Origin of the sequence: Gordonia sp. KTR9 (assembly GCF_000143885.2) — a bacterium.
Lineage (GTDB): Bacteria > Actinomycetota > Actinomycetes > Mycobacteriales > Mycobacteriaceae > Gordonia.
On record NC_018581.1, the window covers coordinates 2,250,699 to 2,268,613 of the forward strand.

A 17,915-nucleotide genomic window follows, 5' to 3' on the forward strand; every position below is an offset into this window, starting at 1 on the left:
GGTCCGGAGGCGTGATGCCTCCGGACCCGGTGGAGCGGGTGACGGGAATCGAACCCGCGTAGCTAGTTTGGAAGACTAGGGCTCTACCATTGAGCTACACCCGCGTTGCTCGCGATGGCCGTCGAAAACCCGGTGGTGCGTGCGATCAGTGACTGTACCGGCAGTGGGGCGGGAACCGAAAATCGGGGTCGGTATCGCGGCTGCGGCATACGTCGGGCGTCCCCGGTTCCGTGACGCTTTCGGACACCCGTGCGCGGGGTCGGCAGCGGCGGCACGTACTATCTCTTGTTGGCCCTGATGCGCGGTCGCCCTCCGGGGTGCTCCTCGCGTGTTCGGACCCCGGGATGTGGCGCAGCTTGGTAGCGCATCCGCTTTGGGAGCGGAGGGTCGCAGGTTCAAATCCTGTCATCCCGACTTGATCGATGTGGCCCGACCGGTCACCCGGTGCACGGCCCGCGAACGACCGAACTTCCACCACCGCAGATATAAGGAGTATTCAGGCGTGAAGAGCACTGTCGAGCAACTCACCCCGACCCGGGTCAAGCTCAACGTCGAGGTCCCGTTCGAGGAGCTGTCGGCAGACTTCGACCGGGCCTACCGGTCGTTGGCCCAGCAGATCCGGATCCCCGGATTCCGTCCGGGCAAGGCGCCCGCCAAGCTGATCGAAGCCCGCGTCGGTCGCGATTCGATCCTCGCTCAGGTCGTCAACGACGCCATCCCGGCCAAGTACTCCGAGGCCGTCGCCGAGACCGAGACCAAGGCCATCGGCCAGCCCGAGATCGACCTCTCCGAGCTGAAGTACGGCGAGTCGGTGTCCTTCACCGCCGAGGTCGACGTCCGTCCCGAGATCACCCTGCCCGACTACTCGACCCTGTCGGTCGAGGTCGACGCGATCGAGGTCGACGAGGCTGCGGTCGACGAGCAGCTCGAAGGGCTGCGCGCCCGCTTCGGCACCCTCAAGGGTGTCGAGCGCGGCATCGAGAACGGCGACTTCGTCTCGATCGACCTGGCGGCGACCGTCGACGGCGAGCCCGTCGAGGAGGCCACCACCGAGGGCCTGTCGCACGAGGTCGGCTCCGGTCAGCTCATCGACGGACTCGACGAGGCGCTCATCGGTCTGAAGGCCGGCGAGGACAAGGAGTTCACGACCAAGCTCGTCGCCGGCGATCACGCCGGTGAGGAAGCGCTCGTGAAGGTGACCGTGCAGTCGGTCAAGGAGCGCGAGCTGCCCGAGGTCGACGACGAGTTCGCCCAGATGGCCAGCGAGTTCGACACCGTCGAGGAACTGCGTGCCAGCCTCGCCGAGCGCGTCGAGCAGTCCGCGAAGCTGGAGCAGGCCAACAAGATCCGCGACGCAGTGCTCGAGAAGCTGCTCGAGACCGTCGAGATCCCGCTGCCCGAGAAGGTCGTCGACGAAGAGGTCGAAGGCCAGCAGCACCAGGTCATCCACGCCCTCGGGCACGACGACGAGCAGGTCGCCAAGTTCCTCGAGGCGCAGGGCAAGACCCGCGAGGAGTGGAATGCCGAGTCCCGCGAGGAGGCCGAGAAGTCGGTCAAGCAGCAGCTGCTTCTCGACGCCATCGCCGATCAGCAGGACACCGAGGTCAGCCAGGACGAGCTGACCCAGCAGATCATCTTCACCGCCCAGCGGTACGGCATGCAGCCGCAGGAGTTCATCCAGCAGCTGACTCAGGCCAACCAGGTCGGGGCCGTCTACGCCGACGTCCGTCGCGGCAAGTCGCTGGCCGCCATCGTCGGCGATGTGACCGTCACCGACACCAACGGCACCACCGTCGACACCGCCGAGTACTTCGGTGGCAAGGACGACGCGGAGGAATCCGCAACCGAGGAGTCCGACGCCGACAACTGATCGGCTCCACCGCGGCCATGCGTGCCGCATTGTGATCACGCACATCGCCGGTCCTCGTCCACGAGGGCCGGCGATTGCCGTCGGTCCACCATCGCGCACGAGCCGTTCACGGTGCCGAAGTGGTTCTGCTCTCAGCGAAGTGGCGTGTCCTCGGGAGTGCCCGGGGGTCTCGATTGGTTAGTGTCGGTGAGGACGTCATCAGAGAAGTATTCGATGAGCGTGTGCGTCATCCGAGATGACGCACAGGTCATGACAACAAGGCAAAGGTAGGAACCTGTGAGTGAGCCGACCATCCACACACCCTCGATGAGTTCGGGTATGGCTGGGTTGAACCTGACCGATTCGGTGTTCGAGCGTCTGCTGCGCGAGCGCATCATCTTCCTGGGCACCCAGGTGGACGACGAGATCGCCAACCGGCTGTGCGCGCAGATCCTGCTGCTCGCCGCCGAGGACCCGCAGAAGGACATCCACCTCTACATCAACTCGCCCGGTGGCTCGGTCACCGCGGGCATGGCGATCTTCGACACCATGCAGCTCGCCGAGTGCGACGTCGCGACCTATGCGATGGGCATGGCCGCGTCGATGGGGCAGTTCCTGCTCGCCGCCGGCACCAAGGGCAAGCGGCACGCGCTGCCGCACGCGCGCATCATGATGCATCAGCCGTCCGCAGGCATCGGCGGTACCGCCGCCGACATCGCGATCCAGGCCGAGCAGTTCGCGCTGACCAAGAAGGAAATGAACAAGCTCAACGCCGAGTTCAGCGGTCAGCCGCTCGAGAAGATCGAGGCCGACGCCGACCGCGACAAGTGGTTCACCGCCGAAGAGGCCCGGGAGTACGGCTTCGTCGACAAGGTGATCTCGCGACCGGGCCAGGGATCCACTCCGTGATCGCGTGATCCGACCATCTCCGAGCCACCTCTACTCACTGGAGCATCACATGACCAATTCCCTTTCCTTCGACGGCCTGCCCGCCGAGGTCGCCGCCGGAATCCCTGCGTCGGCCCTGGCGCTGAAGAACATCGAGGCGCGGTACATCCTGCCGCAGTTCATCGAGCACACGCCGAACGGCCAGCGTCAGTACGACCCGTACGCGAAGCTCTTCGAAGAGCGGATCGTGTTCGTCGGGACCCCGATCGACCAGGTCGTGTCCAACGACGTCATGGCACAGCTGCTGGTGCTCGAGTCGCAGGACCCCGACCGTGACATCACGATGTACATCAACTCGCCGGGCGGCAGCGTGCCGGACATGCTCGCGATCTACGACACGATGCAGTACGTGCACTGCGACATCGTCACCGTCTGCCTCGGGGAGGCGGCCTCGGCCGCAGCGATCCTCCTCGCCGGCGGAACACCCGGCAAGCGTGCGGCGCTGCCGAACGCCACGGTCCTGATCCACCAGCCGCGCACCGGTGGTGCGTACCAGGGTCAGGTGTCCGACCTCGAGATCCAGGCCGCCGAGATCGAGCGCATCCGCGATCGCCTCGACGAGATCCTGTCCGGCCACACCGGCCAGGACAAGGAGAAGATCCGCAAGGACACCGACCGCGACAACATCCTGACCGCCGCGGCGGCCAAGGAGTACGGCATCATCGACGAGGTCTTCGAATATCGCAAGAAGTCCATGAAGAAGTAGTTGTGGCAGTACAGAAGTCCCGGTGATTTTCTGCCGCGACATTTGGCCTTATCGGTCGAAGTTCGGGCGGCACGCGGGTACCGTCGGGTTACTTGGCATTCGAGTGTCGATCAAATGACCCATGCCCGGCTGCGTGCGACGCGACGGACCAGACACGACAGTCCGGCAACGAGGAAGTAGGTACAGCGCGAGATGGCACGAATCGGAGACGGTGGCGACCTGCTCAAGTGCTCTTTTTGCGGCAAGAGCCAGAAGCAGGTGAAGAAGCTCATCGCCGGCCCCGGCGTGTACATCTGCGATGAGTGCATCGACCTGTGCAACGAGATCATCGAAGAGGAACTGGCGGAGAACGGCGACGTCAAGCTCGACGAGCTGCCCAAGCCGACCGAGATCCGCGACTTCCTCGAGAAGTACGTGATCGGCCAGGACACCGCGAAGCGAACTCTCGCGGTGGCGGTGTACAACCACTACAAGCGCATCCAGGCGGGGGAGAAGAAGGACTCCCGCACGGGTGAGACCGTCGAGCTGATGAAGTCGAACATCCTCATGCTCGGCCCCACCGGATGCGGCAAGACGTACCTGGCGCAGACGCTGGCGAAGATGCTCAACGTGCCGTTCGCGATCGCCGATGCGACCGCGCTCACCGAGGCGGGTTATGTCGGCGAGGATGTCGAGAACATCCTGCTGAAGCTGATCCAGGCCGCCGACTACGACGTGAAGCGTGCCGAGACCGGCATCATCTACATCGACGAGGTCGACAAGATCGCACGCAAGAGCGAGAATCCGTCGATCACACGCGATGTGTCGGGCGAGGGCGTCCAGCAGGCGCTTCTGAAGATCCTCGAGGGCACTCAGGCGTCGGTGCCGCCGCAGGGCGGACGCAAGCACCCGCACCAGGAGTTCATCCAGATCGACACGACGAACGTGCTCTTCATCGTCGCCGGTGCGTTCGCGGGACTCGAGAAGATCGTGTCCGAGCGGATCGGCAAGCGCGGCCTCGGTTTCGGTAACGAGGTGGCGAGCAAGGACGAGGTCGACACGTCGGATCAGTTCGCCGACGTGATGCCGGAGGACCTGATCAAGTTCGGCCTGATCCCCGAGTTCATCGGCCGGCTCCCGGTCGTGGCCTCGGTGACCAACCTGGACAAGGATTCGCTGGTCAGCATCCTGTCGGAGCCGAAGAACGCATTGGTGAAGCAGTACACGCGCCTGTTCGACATGGACAACGTGGAACTCGAGTTCACCAAGGATGCGCTCGAGGCGATCGCCGATCAGGCGATCCACCGCGGCACCGGTGCCCGTGGCCTGCGGGCCATCATGGAAGAGGTCCTGCTACCGGTGATGTACGACATCCCGAGCCGGGACGACGTCGAGAAGGTCGTCGTGACGGGCGAGACCGTCCGAGACAACGTCCTGCCGACGATCGTGCCCCGCAAGGCCTCCAGCGACGAACGCCGCGACAAGACCGCCTGACGCACAACATCTTTCGCAGACACAAGAGAGCCCCGCCCGAATCCGGGCGGGGCTCTCTTGTTCGTCCTCGACGGCTAGGCGGGTTCCAAGCGGATGACCACGGCCTTGGACACCGGCGTGTTCGACTCCTTGGCCACCGATCCGAGCGGAACCAGCGGATTGGTCTCCGGATAGTATGCGGCTGCGTTCCCGCGCGGCGTGTCGTAGGGGACGACCTCGAAGCCGCGGACCCGTCGCTCCTCGACCCCGCCCTCGCCGTCGAACTCGGAGACGATGTCGACGAGCTGTCCGGCGCGCAGACCGAGGGTCGTGATGTCGTCGGGGTTGACCATCACGATGTGGCGGTTGCCGGAGATGCCGCGGTAACGGTCGTCGTGGCCGTAGACGGTGGTGTTGTACTGGTCGTGGCTGCGGAGCGTCTGCAGGATCAGGCGGTCGGCCGGGATGTCCACCCATTCGAGCGGATGAAGCGCGAAGTTGGCCTTGCCGTTGGGGGTGTCGAACGACCGGGTGTCGCGGGGCGGGTGCGGCAGTACGAAGCCGTCACTGCGTCGGACGCGGATGTTGAAGTCGTCGAAGCCGGGGACGACCCGCTCGATCCGGTCGCGGATGCGGTCGTAGTCGCGTTTGAGCTCCTGCCACGGAACCGGATGGCCGGTGCCGAAGACTCGGGTTGCCAGATCGCAGATGATGGCGACCTCGCTGCGCAGATGCTCGGACACCGGCGGCAGCGACCCGCGTGAGAGGTGCACCGCCGACATCGAGTCCTCCACCGAGACACGTTGCGCCACACCGTCTATGACGTCCCGGTCGGTGCGGCCGAGCGTCGGCAGGATGAGTGCGCTGCGGCCGGTGACCAGATGGGACTCGTTGAGTTTGGTGGACACGTGCACGGTGAGTGCGCAGCGCCGGAGAGCCTCGGCGGTCGCCTCGGTGTCGGGTGAGGCCGACACGAAGTTGCCGCCCATCCCGACGAAGACGCGGACTTTTCCGGCGGCCATCGCGGTGATGGCGGCGACGGTGTCGTACCCGTGCTCGCGTGGGGAAGTGATGCCGAACTCGGCGTCCTGGGCGGCGAGGAAGGACTCTGGCATCTTCTCGAAGATGCCCATCGTGCGGTCGCCCTGGACGTTGGAATGCCCGCGAACCGGGCACAGTCCGGCGCCGACACGGCCGATCATGCCGCGCAGGAGCAACACGTTGGTGCCCTCGGCGATCGTCGCCACGCCGTGCCGATGCTGGGTGAGGCCCATCGCCCAGCACAAGACGATGCGGCGCGAGGTGGCGACCGTTCGCGCGAGCTCCTCGATCTGCGCGCGAGTCACGCCGGTGACGTCGGCGATCTCGTCGAGGTCGACGTCGTCGAGCAGGGCGAGGTACTCCTCGACCCCGGCACACGACTCGTCGAGGAATTCGTGGTCGAAAACCGTTCCGGGCGCGGCTCGTTCGGCATCGCGGAGCAGACGTGCGACGCCGCGGAACAGTGCCATGTCGGAGCCGAGCCGGACCTGCAGGAAGTCGTCGGCGAGTTTGGTACCCGCGCCGACGAGTCCACCGACCTTCTGCGGGTCCTTGAAGCGCATCAGGCCGGCCTCGGGGAGCGGGTTGATCGCGACGATCCGGGCGCCGTTGTGCTTCGCCTTCTCCAGCGTGGCGAGCATTCTCGGGTGGTTGGTGCCGGGATTCTGGCCGGCGATGAGGATCAGGTCGGCCGCCTCGAGATCGGGGACGGTCACCGAACCCTTGCCGATGCCGATCGACGCGCCGAGTGCGGCGCCGGACGACTCGTGGCACATGTTCGAACAGTCGGGCAGGTTGTTGGTACCCAGGCTCCGGGCGAAGAGCTGATACAGGAAGGCGGCCTCGTTGCTGGTGCGTCCCGAGGTGTAGAAGACCGCCTCGTGGGGCGAGTCCATCGCGGCGAGTTCGTCGGCGATGACCGCGTTGGCCTGGTCCCAGCTGATCGGGCGGTAGTGGGTGTCACCCGGACCGAGGAACATCGGGTGGGCCAGACGACCCTGCTGCGAGAGCCAGTAGCCGCTGCGCGTGCGCAGGTCGTCGAGGCTGTGGGCGGCGAAGAAGTCGGGGCTGACGGCGCGACGCGTGGCCTCCTCGGCGACCGCCTTGGCGCCGTTCTCGCAGAACTCGGCGTGCTTGCGGTGTCCCGGCGTCTCCGGCCAGGCGCAACCCGGGCAGTCGAATCCGTCGCGCTGATTGAGCTTGATCAGGGTCTGCGCCGTCCGGAGCGCGCCCATCTGCTCGACCCCGCGCTTGAGGGCGACCGCGACGGCCGGGACCCCGGCGGCGTAGGACTTCCGATGCTTGCGCCGGACCTCGCGCGGGTCATCGACGTCGTGGGTCGAGGAGTTCCGGTCGTGCGTGTTGCTCATGATGTCCATCTTGCCCCCATCGTGTGCCGCATCGCGCACACTGGTCACTGTGACTCAACACACGGGATCGGACACATCGGTGATCGCCGCTCTGGTACTGGCAGGCGGACGCTCGCGGCGGATGGGCAGCGACAAAGCCGCGCTGGACTGGGAGGGCGAACCCATGCTCGCCCGGGTGGTGCGCGTGGTGTCGCAGCGATGCGATCCGGTGCTGGTCGTGGCGGGCGAGACGTCCGCCGCGTTCCGCGGTGTCGACGACATCCGCGACCGTGCGGCGCCGGGTATCGATTCGTCGAAGGTGCACTGGGTGACCGACGAGCAGGAGGGGACGGGTCCGCTGGGCGGTCTCGTCGCGGGTCTGTCCGCGGCTGCCGCGGCGGGCGCCGAGTACGCGTTCGTCTGTGCCACGGACATGCCGCTCATCGCCCCGGAGCTGATCGACGAGCTGCGGCTGGGGATGACGGGCTCCACCCAGGCGGTCATCGCGCGTGACGCGCAGCGGGATCATCCGATGGCGGGGATCTACCGCACGGACGCGGCCGCGCAGATCGCCGATCTCGTCGCGAGCGGCGAACGACGCATGCTCGGCGCGATCGAGGCGCTCAACACCCATCGCGTCGGAGTGTCCGAACCGGACTGGCTCGTCAACGTCAACGCCCCCGAGGACCTGCACCGGTTGCGCGTGTCGCCGGGTTAGCGGGAGCGCGGGTGCACCGACGGGTCCCGGGCGAGGTCCGGCCCGGCGGAAACATAGAATAGCGCCCGTGACATCACCCGACCAGACATCCGCGTTGCCCGACACAGCGTCGTCCCGGACTGCCGTTCCCGAGACCGGGTTGCCCAAGTCCTGGGACCCCGCTGAGCACGAGGCGTCGCTCTACCAGGGCTGGGTGGACGCCGGGTACTTCACCGCGGACGCGGCGAGCGACAAACCGCCGTTCTCCATCGTGATCCCGCCGCCGAATGTCAACGGCTCCCTGCACATGGGCCATGCCTATGAGCACGTCCTGATGGACGCGCTCTCGCGTCGTCGCCGCATGCAGGGCTACGAGGTGCTGTGGCTGCCCGGCATGGACCACGCGGCGATCGCGATGCAGACGATGGTCGAGCGCAAGCTCGCCGCCGAGGGCAAGACGCGCGACGACCTCGGCCGGGAGGCGTTCATCGACCGCGTGTGGGCCGAGAAGGCCGAGATCGGCGGCAACATCGGTGAGCAGATGCGTCGCCTCGGCGACAGCGTCGACTGGTCCCGCGAGCGATTCACGATGGACGAGGGTCTGTCGCGCGCGGTGCACACGGTGTTCAAGAAGATGTTCGACGACGGGTTGATCTACCAGGCGGAGCGACTGGTCAACTGGTCGCCGGTCCTCAAGACGGCCGTCAGCGACATCGAGGTGAGCTACGCCGACGTGGAGGGCGAGCTCGTCAGCTTCCGCTACGGATCGCTCGACGACGCCGAACCCCACATCGTCGTCGCGACGACCCGGCTGGAGACGATGCTCGGCGACACCGCGATCGCGGTGCATCCCGACGATGACCGTTATGCGCACCTGGTCGGCACCGAACTGCCGCACCCGTTCGTCGACCGGATGATCCCGGTCGTCGCCGACGACTATGTCGACCCGGAATTCGGCAGTGGCGCAGTGAAGATCACCCCGGCGCACGATCCCAACGACTTCGCGCTCGGGCAGCGACACGATCTGCCGATGCCGACGATCATGGACTCCTCGGCCCGGATCGCCGACACCGGAACCGAATTCGACGGCATGGATCGGTTCGAGGCGCGCGTCAAGGTGCGCGAGGCGCTGGCCGAACAGGGTCGGATCGTCAAAGAAGTGCGTCCGTACCTGCACAGCGTCGGTCACTCGGAGCGGACCGGCGAGCCGATCGAACCCCGACTGTCGATGCAGTGGTGGGTGGCGGTCGACAGGCTGGCCGCGGCGGCCGGCGACGCGGTGCGCGACGGGTCGACGGTGATCCATCCGAAGTCGATGGAACCGCGCTGGTTCGCCTGGGTCGACGACATGCACGACTGGTGTATCTCGCGTCAGCTGTGGTGGGGTCACCGCATCCCGATCTGGTACGGACCCGATGGTGACGTGGTCTGCGTCGGACCCGACGAGCAGGCCCCCGAGGGTTACGTCCAGGAGACCGACGTCCTCGACACCTGGTTCTCCTCCGGGCTGTGGCCGTTCTCCACGATGGGCTGGCCCGACCAGACCGCGGATCTCGAGAAGTTCTATCCCACTTCGGTTCTCGTCACCGGATACGACATCTTGTTCTTCTGGGTGGCCCGGATGATGATGTTCGGCACCTACGTCGGCAAGGATCTGGGGCCGGGCAACGAGATCCCGTTCCACAACCTGTTCCTGCACGGGCTGGTGCGCGACGAGCACGGTCGCAAGATGTCGAAGTCGAAGGGCAACGGCATCGACCCGCTGGACTGGGTGGAGCGGTTCGGCGCCGACGCCCTGCGTTTCACGCTTGCCCGCGGCGCCAATCCCGGTTCGGACATCTCGGTCGGTGAGGACCACGCCCAGTCGTCGCGCAACTTCGCGACCAAGCTCTACAACGCCACCAAGTTCGCACTGATGAACGGTGCGAAGGTCGGTGAGCTGCCCGACGCGGAGACGCTGACCGACGCCGACCGGTGGATCCTCGGCCGCCTCGATGAGGTGCTCGCCGAGGTCGACGCCGGATTCGAGTCCTACGAGTTCTCCAAGGCCTGCGAGGCGCTCTACCACTTCGCCTGGGACGAGGTGTGCGACTGGTACCTCGAGCTGGCGAAGGTGCAGATCGCCCAGAACGACGAGAGCCGTTCGGAATCCACCGCGCTCGTGCTCGGCGCGGTCCTGGAACCGTTGCTGAGGGCGCTGTCGCCGGTGATGCCGTTCGTCACCGAGGTGCTCTGGAAGACCCTCACCGGGGGCGAATCTCTCGTGGTCGCACCGTGGCCGACCACGTCGGGACGCGAATGGTCGTCGGATTCGGCGGCCCGCGTGGACGATCTGCAACGACTGATCACCGAGGTCCGCCGTTTCCGCAGCGATCAGGGCCTGCGTCCGGGTCAGCGTGTCTCCGTCCAGTTCGACGGACTCGGCGAAGCCGGGCTCGAACCGCTGCTGCCGTACGTGACCTCCCTGGCGCGCCTCGATCCGGCCGGACCGGACTTCGGTGCGACCGCGACCATCGAGGTCCGCCTGAGCGTGGCCACGGTGGTCGTCGCGATCGACACCTCGGGCACCGTCGACGTCGAGGCCGAGCGCAAGCGACTCACGAAGGACCTGGCGGTCGCCGAGAAGGAACTGTCGACGACGTCGGCGAAACTGGGCAACGAGCAGTTCCTCTCCAAGGCGCCGGACCACGTGGTCGCCAAGATCCGGGACCGACAGCGGATCGCGACCGAAGAGGTCGAGCGGCTGAACGCGAAGCTGGCGAGTCTGGCCGGCGCGTGAGTGACGACAACGGTTTCCCCGAAGAGGACCCCGCCGTCCTGGGAATGGATGCGGCGGGTGACCCCCTGGGTCTCTCGGCGATCATGGACGAGGACGAACCCGATCGCGATGCCGAGCCGGCGCCGTTGCGCGTCACCGACAGCGCCGACGAGCTCGCCGAACTCGCCGACGTCGAGGCGGAGCTCGACACCCGGTGGCCCGAGACGAAGATCGAGCCGTCGCTGACCCGGATCGCGACGCTCATGGACCTGCTCGGGTCTCCGCAGCACGGTTACCCGGCCATCCACATCGCCGGAACCAACGGCAAGACGTCGGTCACCCGGATGGTCGATGCCCTGCTGTCCGCGCTGCACCGGCGCACCGGCCGGATCACGAGTCCGCACCTGCAGCGGGTCACCGAGCGGATCTCGGTGGACGGCAGGCCGATCCCCGCCCGCACCTACATCGACACCTACCGGGAACTCGAGCCGTACATCACCATGGTCGACGATTCGTCGACGACGGCGGGTGGACCGCGGATGAGCAAGTTCGAGGTGTTGACCGCGATGGCGTACGCGGTGTTCGCCGAGGCGCCCGTCGACGTGGCGGTCGTGGAGACCGGCATGGGTGGGCGCTGGGACGCGACCAACGTCATCGACGGCACGGTCTCGGTCATCACGCCGATCGCGATGGACCACGCGGACTATCTCGGCGACACGCTGACCGCGATCGCGGGGGAGAAGGCCGGAATCATCAAGGCCGCCGAACCCGATGCCGCCGGGACCGTCGACCCTGTCACGGTCATCGCCGAGCAGAGCCCCGAGGTCATGGACGTCCTGCTGCGCGCGGCCGTGGACGCGGGCACCATCGTCGCCCGCCAGGGTTCGGAGTTCGCGGTCCTCGATTCGGTCATCGCCGTCGGCGGGCAGATGCTCACCATCCAGGGTCTCGGCGGTGTCTACGACGAGATATTCGTGCCGTTGCACGGCGCGCATCAGGCTGCGAATGCCGCGCTGGCCCTCGCTGCGGTGGAGGCGTTCTTCGGTGCGGGTGCCGACCGGCAACTCGACATCGATGCCGTCCGTGCGGGTTTCGCGACAGTCGAGAACCCGGGGCGGCTCGAACGGCTGCGCAGCGCGCCGACGGTGTTCGCCGACGCGGCGCACAATCCGCACGGCGCGGCCGCGCTCGCGCAGGCCCTGGCCGAGGAATTCGATTTCCGTCGTCTCGTCGGCGTGGTCGGCGTGCTCGGCGACAAGGACGCCCGTGGGGTCCTCGAGGCCCTGGAACCGGTGCTCGACGCCGTCGTCGTCACCGACAACGGATCTCCCCGTGCCCTCGATCCCGAATCGCTCGCGGAATACGCGCGCGAGGTGTTCGGCGAGGACCGCGTGGTCGTCAAACCCTTCCTGCCCGATGCGGTCGAGGCGGCCATCGCCTTGGCCGAAGAGGCCGACGGGGAGCGCGTGTCGGGAGCCGGCGTGGTCATCACCGGGTCCGTCGTGACCGCCGGTGCCGCGCGAACCCTCTTCGGTAAGGAACCCTCATGACCCGGTACACCCCACCCACGAACGATCCGTGGAAGGGGTTGCGCGGCGTGATGGCCGGCACGATGATCCTCGAGGTCATCGTCGTGATCCTGGCATTCCCGATCGTGTGGCGCCTCGGCGACGGTCTGACCTGGTTGTCGGGCGGGTACCTCACGCTGGTCGTCATCGCGATGATCCTCGCCGCCGGGGTCCAGGGACGGCCGTACGCGATCACCCTCGATCTCATCCTGCAGGTGGTCCTGATCGTCGGCGGGATCTTCCACTGGTCGATCGCGGTGGTGGGGATCATCTTCGGGTCGGTCTGGCTCTACATCCGCTACATCAAGGCCGACGTCGAGAAGCGTGTCGAGCGCGGGATGCTGCCCGGCCAGGAGCCGATCGAGTAACCGGGAAATCGGGCGGTGCCGCCGGCCCCGGACATGTGACCAGCCGTGTTCGCGTTCATCAGGCCGGGGTTTGGTGGCCGCAAGACCTGTGGCCGGACCGTTATCGCCGAAGCGGGCCGGTGTGGGGTGCTTGCTGCAACAATGGCCCAAGCCGCGGGGGCGACAGGTCGTTCCTCGCAGCTTGTCGAACCCCATTCCGATACACCCGATGTGAGGACATACGTGCAGTTGCAGCTCTCCCGGACCGCCATCTTCGACCGCACCCGCCGCACTGTGCTCCCCGCGGCTGTCCTGGCCGGCGCGGCACTCGCGCTGGCCGTCCCGGCATCGGCCGCCGCGGCTCCGGAGGACGAGCAGCCCCCGGTCGCGATCGCGAACTTCACGGGAGCGCCCGTCGCCGATGCGCCGGTGCCCGTCGGGCCGGGGGAGTACAGCTATGTCGCCACACACGCGATCACCGAGCGCGCCGCCTCGATGAAGGCGCCCGAGGCGATCGCCAGTCTTCCTGTGCCGGCTCAATACCGGCCCGCGAATCTCGGTCTGGCGCAACAGTTCGACCTCGCGCTGGCCGGCGCACTCGCCTCACCGGGCGGATGCGTTCAGGTGATCGTCGATCCGCGCTCCCGCACCGGGAGTCTCTTCAATTACGGTTTCTTCCCGGTTGCGGGTGAGTACTGCTCCTGACCGGTGCGGAATCACGGCCGGTCGATAGGGTGTCAGCGTGACTGAACGCACTCTCGTACTCATCAAGCCGGACGGCGTCGAACGCGGCCTCGTCGGCGACATCATCAGCCGCATCGAGCGCAAGGGCTTGACCCTGGTGGCTCTCGAGCTCAAGACCGCGGGCGACGAGGTCGCCCGCGGACACTATGCCGAGCACGAGGGCAAGCCGTTCCATCCCTCGCTGCTCGAGTTCATCACCTCGGGCCCGCTGGTCGCGGCAGTCCTCGAAGGACCCCGCGCGGTGGCCGCGTTCCGGCAGATCGCCGGCGGCACCGATCCGGTGGAGAAGGCCGTGCCCGGAACCATCCGCGCCGACTTCGCGCTCGACACGCAATACAACCTGGTCCACGGGTCTGATTCGCCCGAATCGGCGCAGCGTGAAATCGCCCTCTGGTTTCCCGGACTCGAGGGCTGAAACGGGGTCTCCAGCTCGACGCGCGCGGTCAAACGCTCATCCTTTGCGGTCATCCGACCGCGGTGTGGGATACTTGTGCAGTTATCGCCGACACACTTTGTCGACGACAACCGGATGACGCGCCCTGGTTCCGGCGCGTCGCGGTGCGGCACTGACGCACCGCGACGCCACGGAACCGCAGCTGACCCCACCGAGTTCGCACTGCTGCCAGCAGCCGAACACTCAGGTTCTGCCTGTGCCCGGTGGCGTGGAAGGCGTCCGGGGACGCGGTCATCGACACAGCAAGAGCGTCGTCGGGTGATCCGCAGGTCGGGTCGTCGTGACGACGCGCAGACCACACAACACCGGTCCGACACGGACCGGGACACAGAGCAGACCCTCGCGTGGCCGCGTCAGCCCGACGCGCCCGGGGGTTCGAGGAGACTGAGTGACCGACAACGGGTCGCCGGCTGACGCGAACGCAGCGTCGGAATCGGCGGAGGAATTTCCCAGCAAACTTCGTGTGCACGCCCTGGCGCGTTTCTTGGGCCTGACGAGTCGACAGGTACTGGCTCACCTGGCGAATCTCGGCGTGCAGACCCGCAGCCCACAATCCAGCGTCGACCGCGACCTGGCGAAAGCCGTGGCGGAACGAGTTCGGGCCGGCGTCGACGAGAACGCCGAGACGCCTGCGCAGACAGTGCCGGCCGACACCCCGACCGAGGCGCCCTCGGCGGAGCCCGCACCGGCCGAGACCGGATCAGCCGAGATCACGTCGGCCGATCCGGAGCCGACCGCGGTCGAGCCGACACCGACCCCCGCGGACGAGCCGACACAGACCCCCGCGGACGACGCCTCATCGACACCGCCGGCGGCCGAGGCCCCGACACTGTTCTCGGCGGCGTCGGCGCAGTACGACGCGCCCGTGGCATCTTCTGCCGGCGAGGCCGACACGTCTGCCGGCGTGCAGCCGCTGTTCCTGCAGCCGCAGGCACCGGCCGAGAAGCCCCGCACCGCCCGCTCGGGGCGCGCCAAGCCCAAGGTCGAAACGAGCGCCAGCGGCGACGCGAACGCCGAGGACGAATCGGCCGGCACTGCCGCCCCTGAGGCCGCCGCGACCCCGGAATCCGGGGATGAACCCGCCAGCGCGCGGGGTCGCGAGGCGTCGGCGTCCGAGGCGACAGCGGGCGAGGCGACGACCGACGATTCGAACGCCGGCAGCTCGACCCCCGATGACACCGACGATTCGAACGGCGACGACTCTGCCGACGATTCGAACAACGACGACTCGAACGGCGACGACTCGGGTTCGGGTCGGAGTCGCCGGCGCCGGCGCGGTCGGCGAGGGCGCGGGCGAGGTCGGGGAGACCAGGGCGCGGACGGCGAGTCCGACACGGACGACTCGGACGCCGACGAGTCGGACACGGACGACGCAGACGACTCCGCCGTCACCGACGGGCGGGGCGCCGAGGCGACCCGCGAGTCCGACAGCACCGCCGGCGAGACCGATTCCGACGACACCTCCGCCGACGACGAGTCGTCCGACGAGTCGCGCTCGGAGGAAGGCCGCCCGTCGGGCAAGCGCACACGGCGCCGCAGCCGCCGGTCGGGTTCGGACAAGTCGGGTGACGCCGAGTCCTCGAGCTCGTCGGGCGACCGTGCCGACGAGGCCACCGACGACTCCGACACCACTGACGAGTCGGACGACGACGCCTCCGGTGACGATGACTCCGGCGATTCGTCGTCGACTCGTCGCCGTCGTCGCCGTCGCCGTCGCAAGGGTGGCGGCGAATCGGAAGAGGTGTCTCCCGACGATCCGCCGAACACCGTCGTCCACGAACGCGAACCGCGCAGCAAGCGCGCCCGTGACGAGGTCCAGGGGATCTCGGGATCGACGCGGCTGGAGGCCAAGCGTCAGCGTCGCCGCGACGGGCGCGATGCCGGCCGGCGTCGGCCACCGATCCTGACAGAGTCGGAGTTCCTGGCGCGGCGCGAGGCGGTCGACCGGGTCATGGTCGTCCGCGAACGCAGCGCCAACAGCCGCATCTCCGGAAACGACGGGCACGAACACGCCGCGGTCGAGGACTACACCCAGGTCGCGGTCCTCGAGGACGGCGTCCTCGTCGAACACTTCGTGACCACCGCGACATCGTCGTCGATGGTCGGCAACATCTATCTCGGTCGGGTCCAGAACGTCCTGCCGGGCATGGAGGCCGCATTCGTCGACATCGGCCGGGGACGCAACGGTGTCCTGTACGCGGGTGAGGTCAACTGGGACGCCGCCGGACTCGACGGTGGTTCGCGCAAGATCGAGCAGGCGCTCAAGCCGGGCGACAACGTTCTCGTGCAGGTCAGCAAGGACCCGGTGGGGCACAAGGGCGCCCGACTGACCACGCAGATCTCGCTGGCCGGCCGCTACCTGGTGTACGTGCCGGGTGGTTCGTCGACGGGGATCAGCCGCAAGCTGCCCGACGTCGAGCGCAAACGTCTCAAGCAGATCCTGGCGAAGCTCGTCCCCGACGAGGCCGGGGTCATCATCCGCACCGCCTCGGAGGGAGTCAGCGCCGAGGAACTCGGTGCCGACATCGCTCGTCTCGAGTCGCAGTGGAAGACCATCGACGAGGCGGTCACACAGGCCAAGAAGGGCGGGTCGTCGAACCCGAAGCCGCTGTACGAGGAGCCCGACCTCCTGGTGCGCGTGGTCCGAGACCTGTTCAACGAGGACTTCAAGAAGCTCGTCGTCGAGGGCGACAAGGCCTGGAACCTGGTCGAGGGTTACGTCGGCTCGGTGGCCTCGGATCTGATGGAGCGCGTCGAGAAGTTCGAGAAGCCGCATGCCGACGCGCCGGATTCGTTCGTGGTGCACCGCATCGACGAGCAACTCGCGAAGGCCCTCGACCGGAAGGTGTGGCTGCCCTCCGGCGGCACGCTGATCATCGAGCACACCGAGGCGATGACCGTCGTCGACGTCAACACCGGCAAGTTCACCGGCTCGGGCGGCAACCTCGAGGAGACCGTGACGCGCAACAACCTCGAGGCCGCCGAGGAGATCGTGCGGCAGATGCGGTTGCGCGACATCGGCGGCATGATCATCGTCGACTTCATCGACATGGTCCTCGAGTCCAACCGGGACCTGGTGCTGCGCAGGCTGACCGAGGCCCTCGCCCGTGACCGCACGCGCCATCAAGTGTCCGAGGTGACCTCGCTCGGCCTCGTCCAGATGACCCGGAAGCGTCTGGGAACCGGTCTGCTCGAAGCGTTCTCGACCACCTGCACCGCGTGCAGCGGCCGGGGCATCATCGTGCACTCGAATCCCGTCGAGGTGAAGTCCGACGACTCCGCACGCGCGGAGGGTTCGGGGTCGAAGCGGTCACGCCGGGGCAAGAAGAAGGCCGACGCACAGCCCGAGGCCGCACCGGCCGTCGCGCCCGCCCACAAGCCCGCCGAACATCCGATGTTCCGGGCGATGGCAGCGCACTCCCACGACGACGAACACGATGAAGCCCACGGCGGACCACACCCCGACGGCGACTCTGCGCATCGTTCCGAGGGTGACACGGCGCCGACGGTCGAGGCGTCCGAGCAATCGGCCGCGGGGGCCGGGACAGACACCTCCGGGGACCACACGGCCGCCGCGCCCGACGTCCCAGAGCCCGTCGTCTCAGCGCCCGTCGTCTCGGAGCCCGCCGCGACAGAGGCTGCCGTCACGGAGCCGGCGGCGACGGAATCGGCGGACGCCGAGTCTGCCGGTACGTCGTCCGACGGTCAGGCTCCGGCGGCCGCACGGCGTCGGCGCCGGGTTGTCCGGCGTCCCGCGCAGACGACCACGGCACCCGAGAACGTGGTGATGACCGCGGTCGACGTGGTCCCGGACACCCCGACCACGACCTTCGGTCCGGTGTCGTCCGGCACCGGTGAGGCGGCCGTCGCGGTCCGGCGCCGGCCGCGCAAACGCAGCGCCGGCCGTCCGGCGGGACCGCCGCCGGCCGAGGACTGACCGGAGTGGGGCAACTGGTCACGGGCCGGCGGTGGGCGAGTTTGACCCGACCACCGACGTTCCCG

The 17,915-nt window shown here is 67.7% G+C and carries 12 protein-coding genes and 2 tRNA genes; 12 read left to right on the plus strand and 2 right to left on the minus strand.

Annotated features, from left to right (window positions below; genetic code table 11):
• Window positions 1-30 precede the first annotated feature (30 nt).
• Window positions 31-104: transfer RNA gene (locus tag KTR9_RS10980), tRNA-Gly, on the minus strand.
• A gap of 236 nt (window positions 105-340) precedes the next feature.
• Between KTR9_RS10980 and KTR9_RS10985 the strand changes: the two genes are divergently transcribed.
• The 5 genes from KTR9_RS10985 to clpX all read left to right on the plus strand — a co-directional run bounded on the left by KTR9_RS10985 (window position 341) and on the right by clpX (window position 4,976).
• Window positions 341-414, plus strand: a tRNA-Pro gene (locus tag KTR9_RS10985).
• Between the two features lie 88 nt (window positions 415-502).
• Window positions 503-1,870, plus strand: a complete 1,368-nt coding sequence (gene tig / locus KTR9_RS10990) for a trigger factor (RefSeq protein ID WP_014926431.1) — start codon at window positions 503-505, stop codon at window positions 1,868-1,870.
• A gap of 276 nt (window positions 1,871-2,146) precedes the next feature.
• Window positions 2,147-2,758 (plus strand): ATP-dependent Clp protease proteolytic subunit, encoded by a 612-nt coding sequence (locus KTR9_RS10995; protein ID WP_014926432.1) that lies wholly within the window; start codon window positions 2,147-2,149, stop codon window positions 2,756-2,758.
• A gap of 49 nt (window positions 2,759-2,807) precedes the next feature.
• Window positions 2,808-3,503, plus strand: a complete 696-nt coding sequence (locus KTR9_RS11000; protein WP_010841625.1) for an ATP-dependent Clp protease proteolytic subunit — start codon at window positions 2,808-2,810, stop codon at window positions 3,501-3,503.
• 192 nt (window positions 3,504-3,695) lie between these two features.
• Complete coding sequence (gene clpX, locus KTR9_RS11005) at window positions 3,696-4,976, plus strand: ATP-dependent Clp protease ATP-binding subunit ClpX (protein ID WP_010841624.1); 1,281 nt, start codon at window positions 3,696-3,698, stop codon at window positions 4,974-4,976.
• A 74-nt stretch (window positions 4,977-5,050) separates the two neighbouring features.
• Here clpX and KTR9_RS11010 read toward each other — a convergent pair whose 3' ends face one another.
• The gene (locus KTR9_RS11010) at window positions 5,051-7,375 is read right to left on the minus strand and encodes an FdhF/YdeP family oxidoreductase (RefSeq protein ID WP_014926434.1); all 2,325 of its coding nucleotides are present in this window, start codon (window positions 7,373-7,375) and stop codon (window positions 5,051-5,053) included.
• Window positions 7,376-7,445: 70 nt separating this feature from the next.
• Here KTR9_RS11010 and mobA point away from each other — a divergent pair, with 70 nt between their 5' ends.
• The 7 genes from mobA to KTR9_RS11045 all read left to right on the plus strand — a co-directional run bounded on the left by mobA (window position 7,446) and on the right by KTR9_RS11045 (window position 17,850).
• Window positions 7,446-8,063, plus strand: coding sequence for a molybdenum cofactor guanylyltransferase (mobA, locus tag KTR9_RS11015; RefSeq protein ID WP_014926435.1), 618 nt, complete (start codon window positions 7,446-7,448; stop codon window positions 8,061-8,063).
• A 67-nt stretch (window positions 8,064-8,130) separates the two neighbouring features.
• Entirely contained in the window at window positions 8,131-10,821 is a 2,691-nt protein-coding gene (locus KTR9_RS11020; RefSeq protein ID WP_014926436.1) for a valine--tRNA ligase, read from the plus strand.
• Window positions 10,818-12,350 carry a bifunctional tetrahydrofolate synthase/dihydrofolate synthase gene (gene folC, locus KTR9_RS11025; protein WP_014926437.1) on the plus strand — a complete coding sequence of 511 codons (1,533 nt, stop codon included), beginning with the start codon at window positions 10,818-10,820 and terminating at the stop codon, window positions 12,348-12,350. Before KTR9_RS11020 ends, folC begins: the two co-directional genes overlap by 4 nt.
• Window positions 12,347-12,736 (plus strand): DUF4233 domain-containing protein, encoded by a 390-nt coding sequence (locus KTR9_RS11030; RefSeq protein ID WP_010841619.1) that lies wholly within the window; start codon window positions 12,347-12,349, stop codon window positions 12,734-12,736. The genes folC and KTR9_RS11030 overlap by 4 nt, the downstream gene beginning before the upstream one ends.
• 222 nt (window positions 12,737-12,958) lie before the next feature.
• The gene (locus tag KTR9_RS11035) at window positions 12,959-13,420 is read left to right on the plus strand and encodes a hypothetical protein (RefSeq protein ID WP_083888955.1); all 462 of its coding nucleotides are present in this window, start codon (window positions 12,959-12,961) and stop codon (window positions 13,418-13,420) included.
• A 37-nt stretch (window positions 13,421-13,457) separates the two neighbouring features.
• Window positions 13,458-13,874 carry a nucleoside-diphosphate kinase gene (gene ndk / locus KTR9_RS11040; protein WP_010841617.1) on the plus strand — a complete coding sequence of 139 codons (417 nt, stop codon included), beginning with the start codon at window positions 13,458-13,460 and terminating at the stop codon, window positions 13,872-13,874.
• 427 nt (window positions 13,875-14,301) lie between these two features.
• Window positions 14,302-17,850 (plus strand): translation initiation factor IF-2 N-terminal domain-containing protein, encoded by a 3,549-nt coding sequence (locus KTR9_RS11045; RefSeq protein ID WP_044506467.1) that lies wholly within the window; start codon window positions 14,302-14,304, stop codon window positions 17,848-17,850.
• The last annotated feature ends 65 nt before the right edge of the window (window positions 17,851-17,915 follow it).

Excerpts from the sequence above, each read along its gene's own strand:
- KTR9_RS11000 (WP_010841625.1), top strand. The coding sequence starts at position 2,808 with ATGACCAATTCCCTTTCCTTCGACGGCCTGCCCGCCGAGGTCGCCGCC.
- clpX (WP_010841624.1), top strand. The coding sequence starts at position 3,696 with ATGGCACGAATCGGAGACGGTGGCGACCTGCTCAAGTGCTCTTTTTGC.
- KTR9_RS11010 (WP_014926434.1), bottom strand. The coding sequence starts at position 7,375 with ATGGACATCATGAGCAACACGCACGACCGGAACTCCTCGACCCACGAC.
- KTR9_RS11030 (WP_010841619.1), top strand. The coding sequence starts at position 12,347 with ATGACCCGGTACACCCCACCCACGAACGATCCGTGGAAGGGGTTGCGC.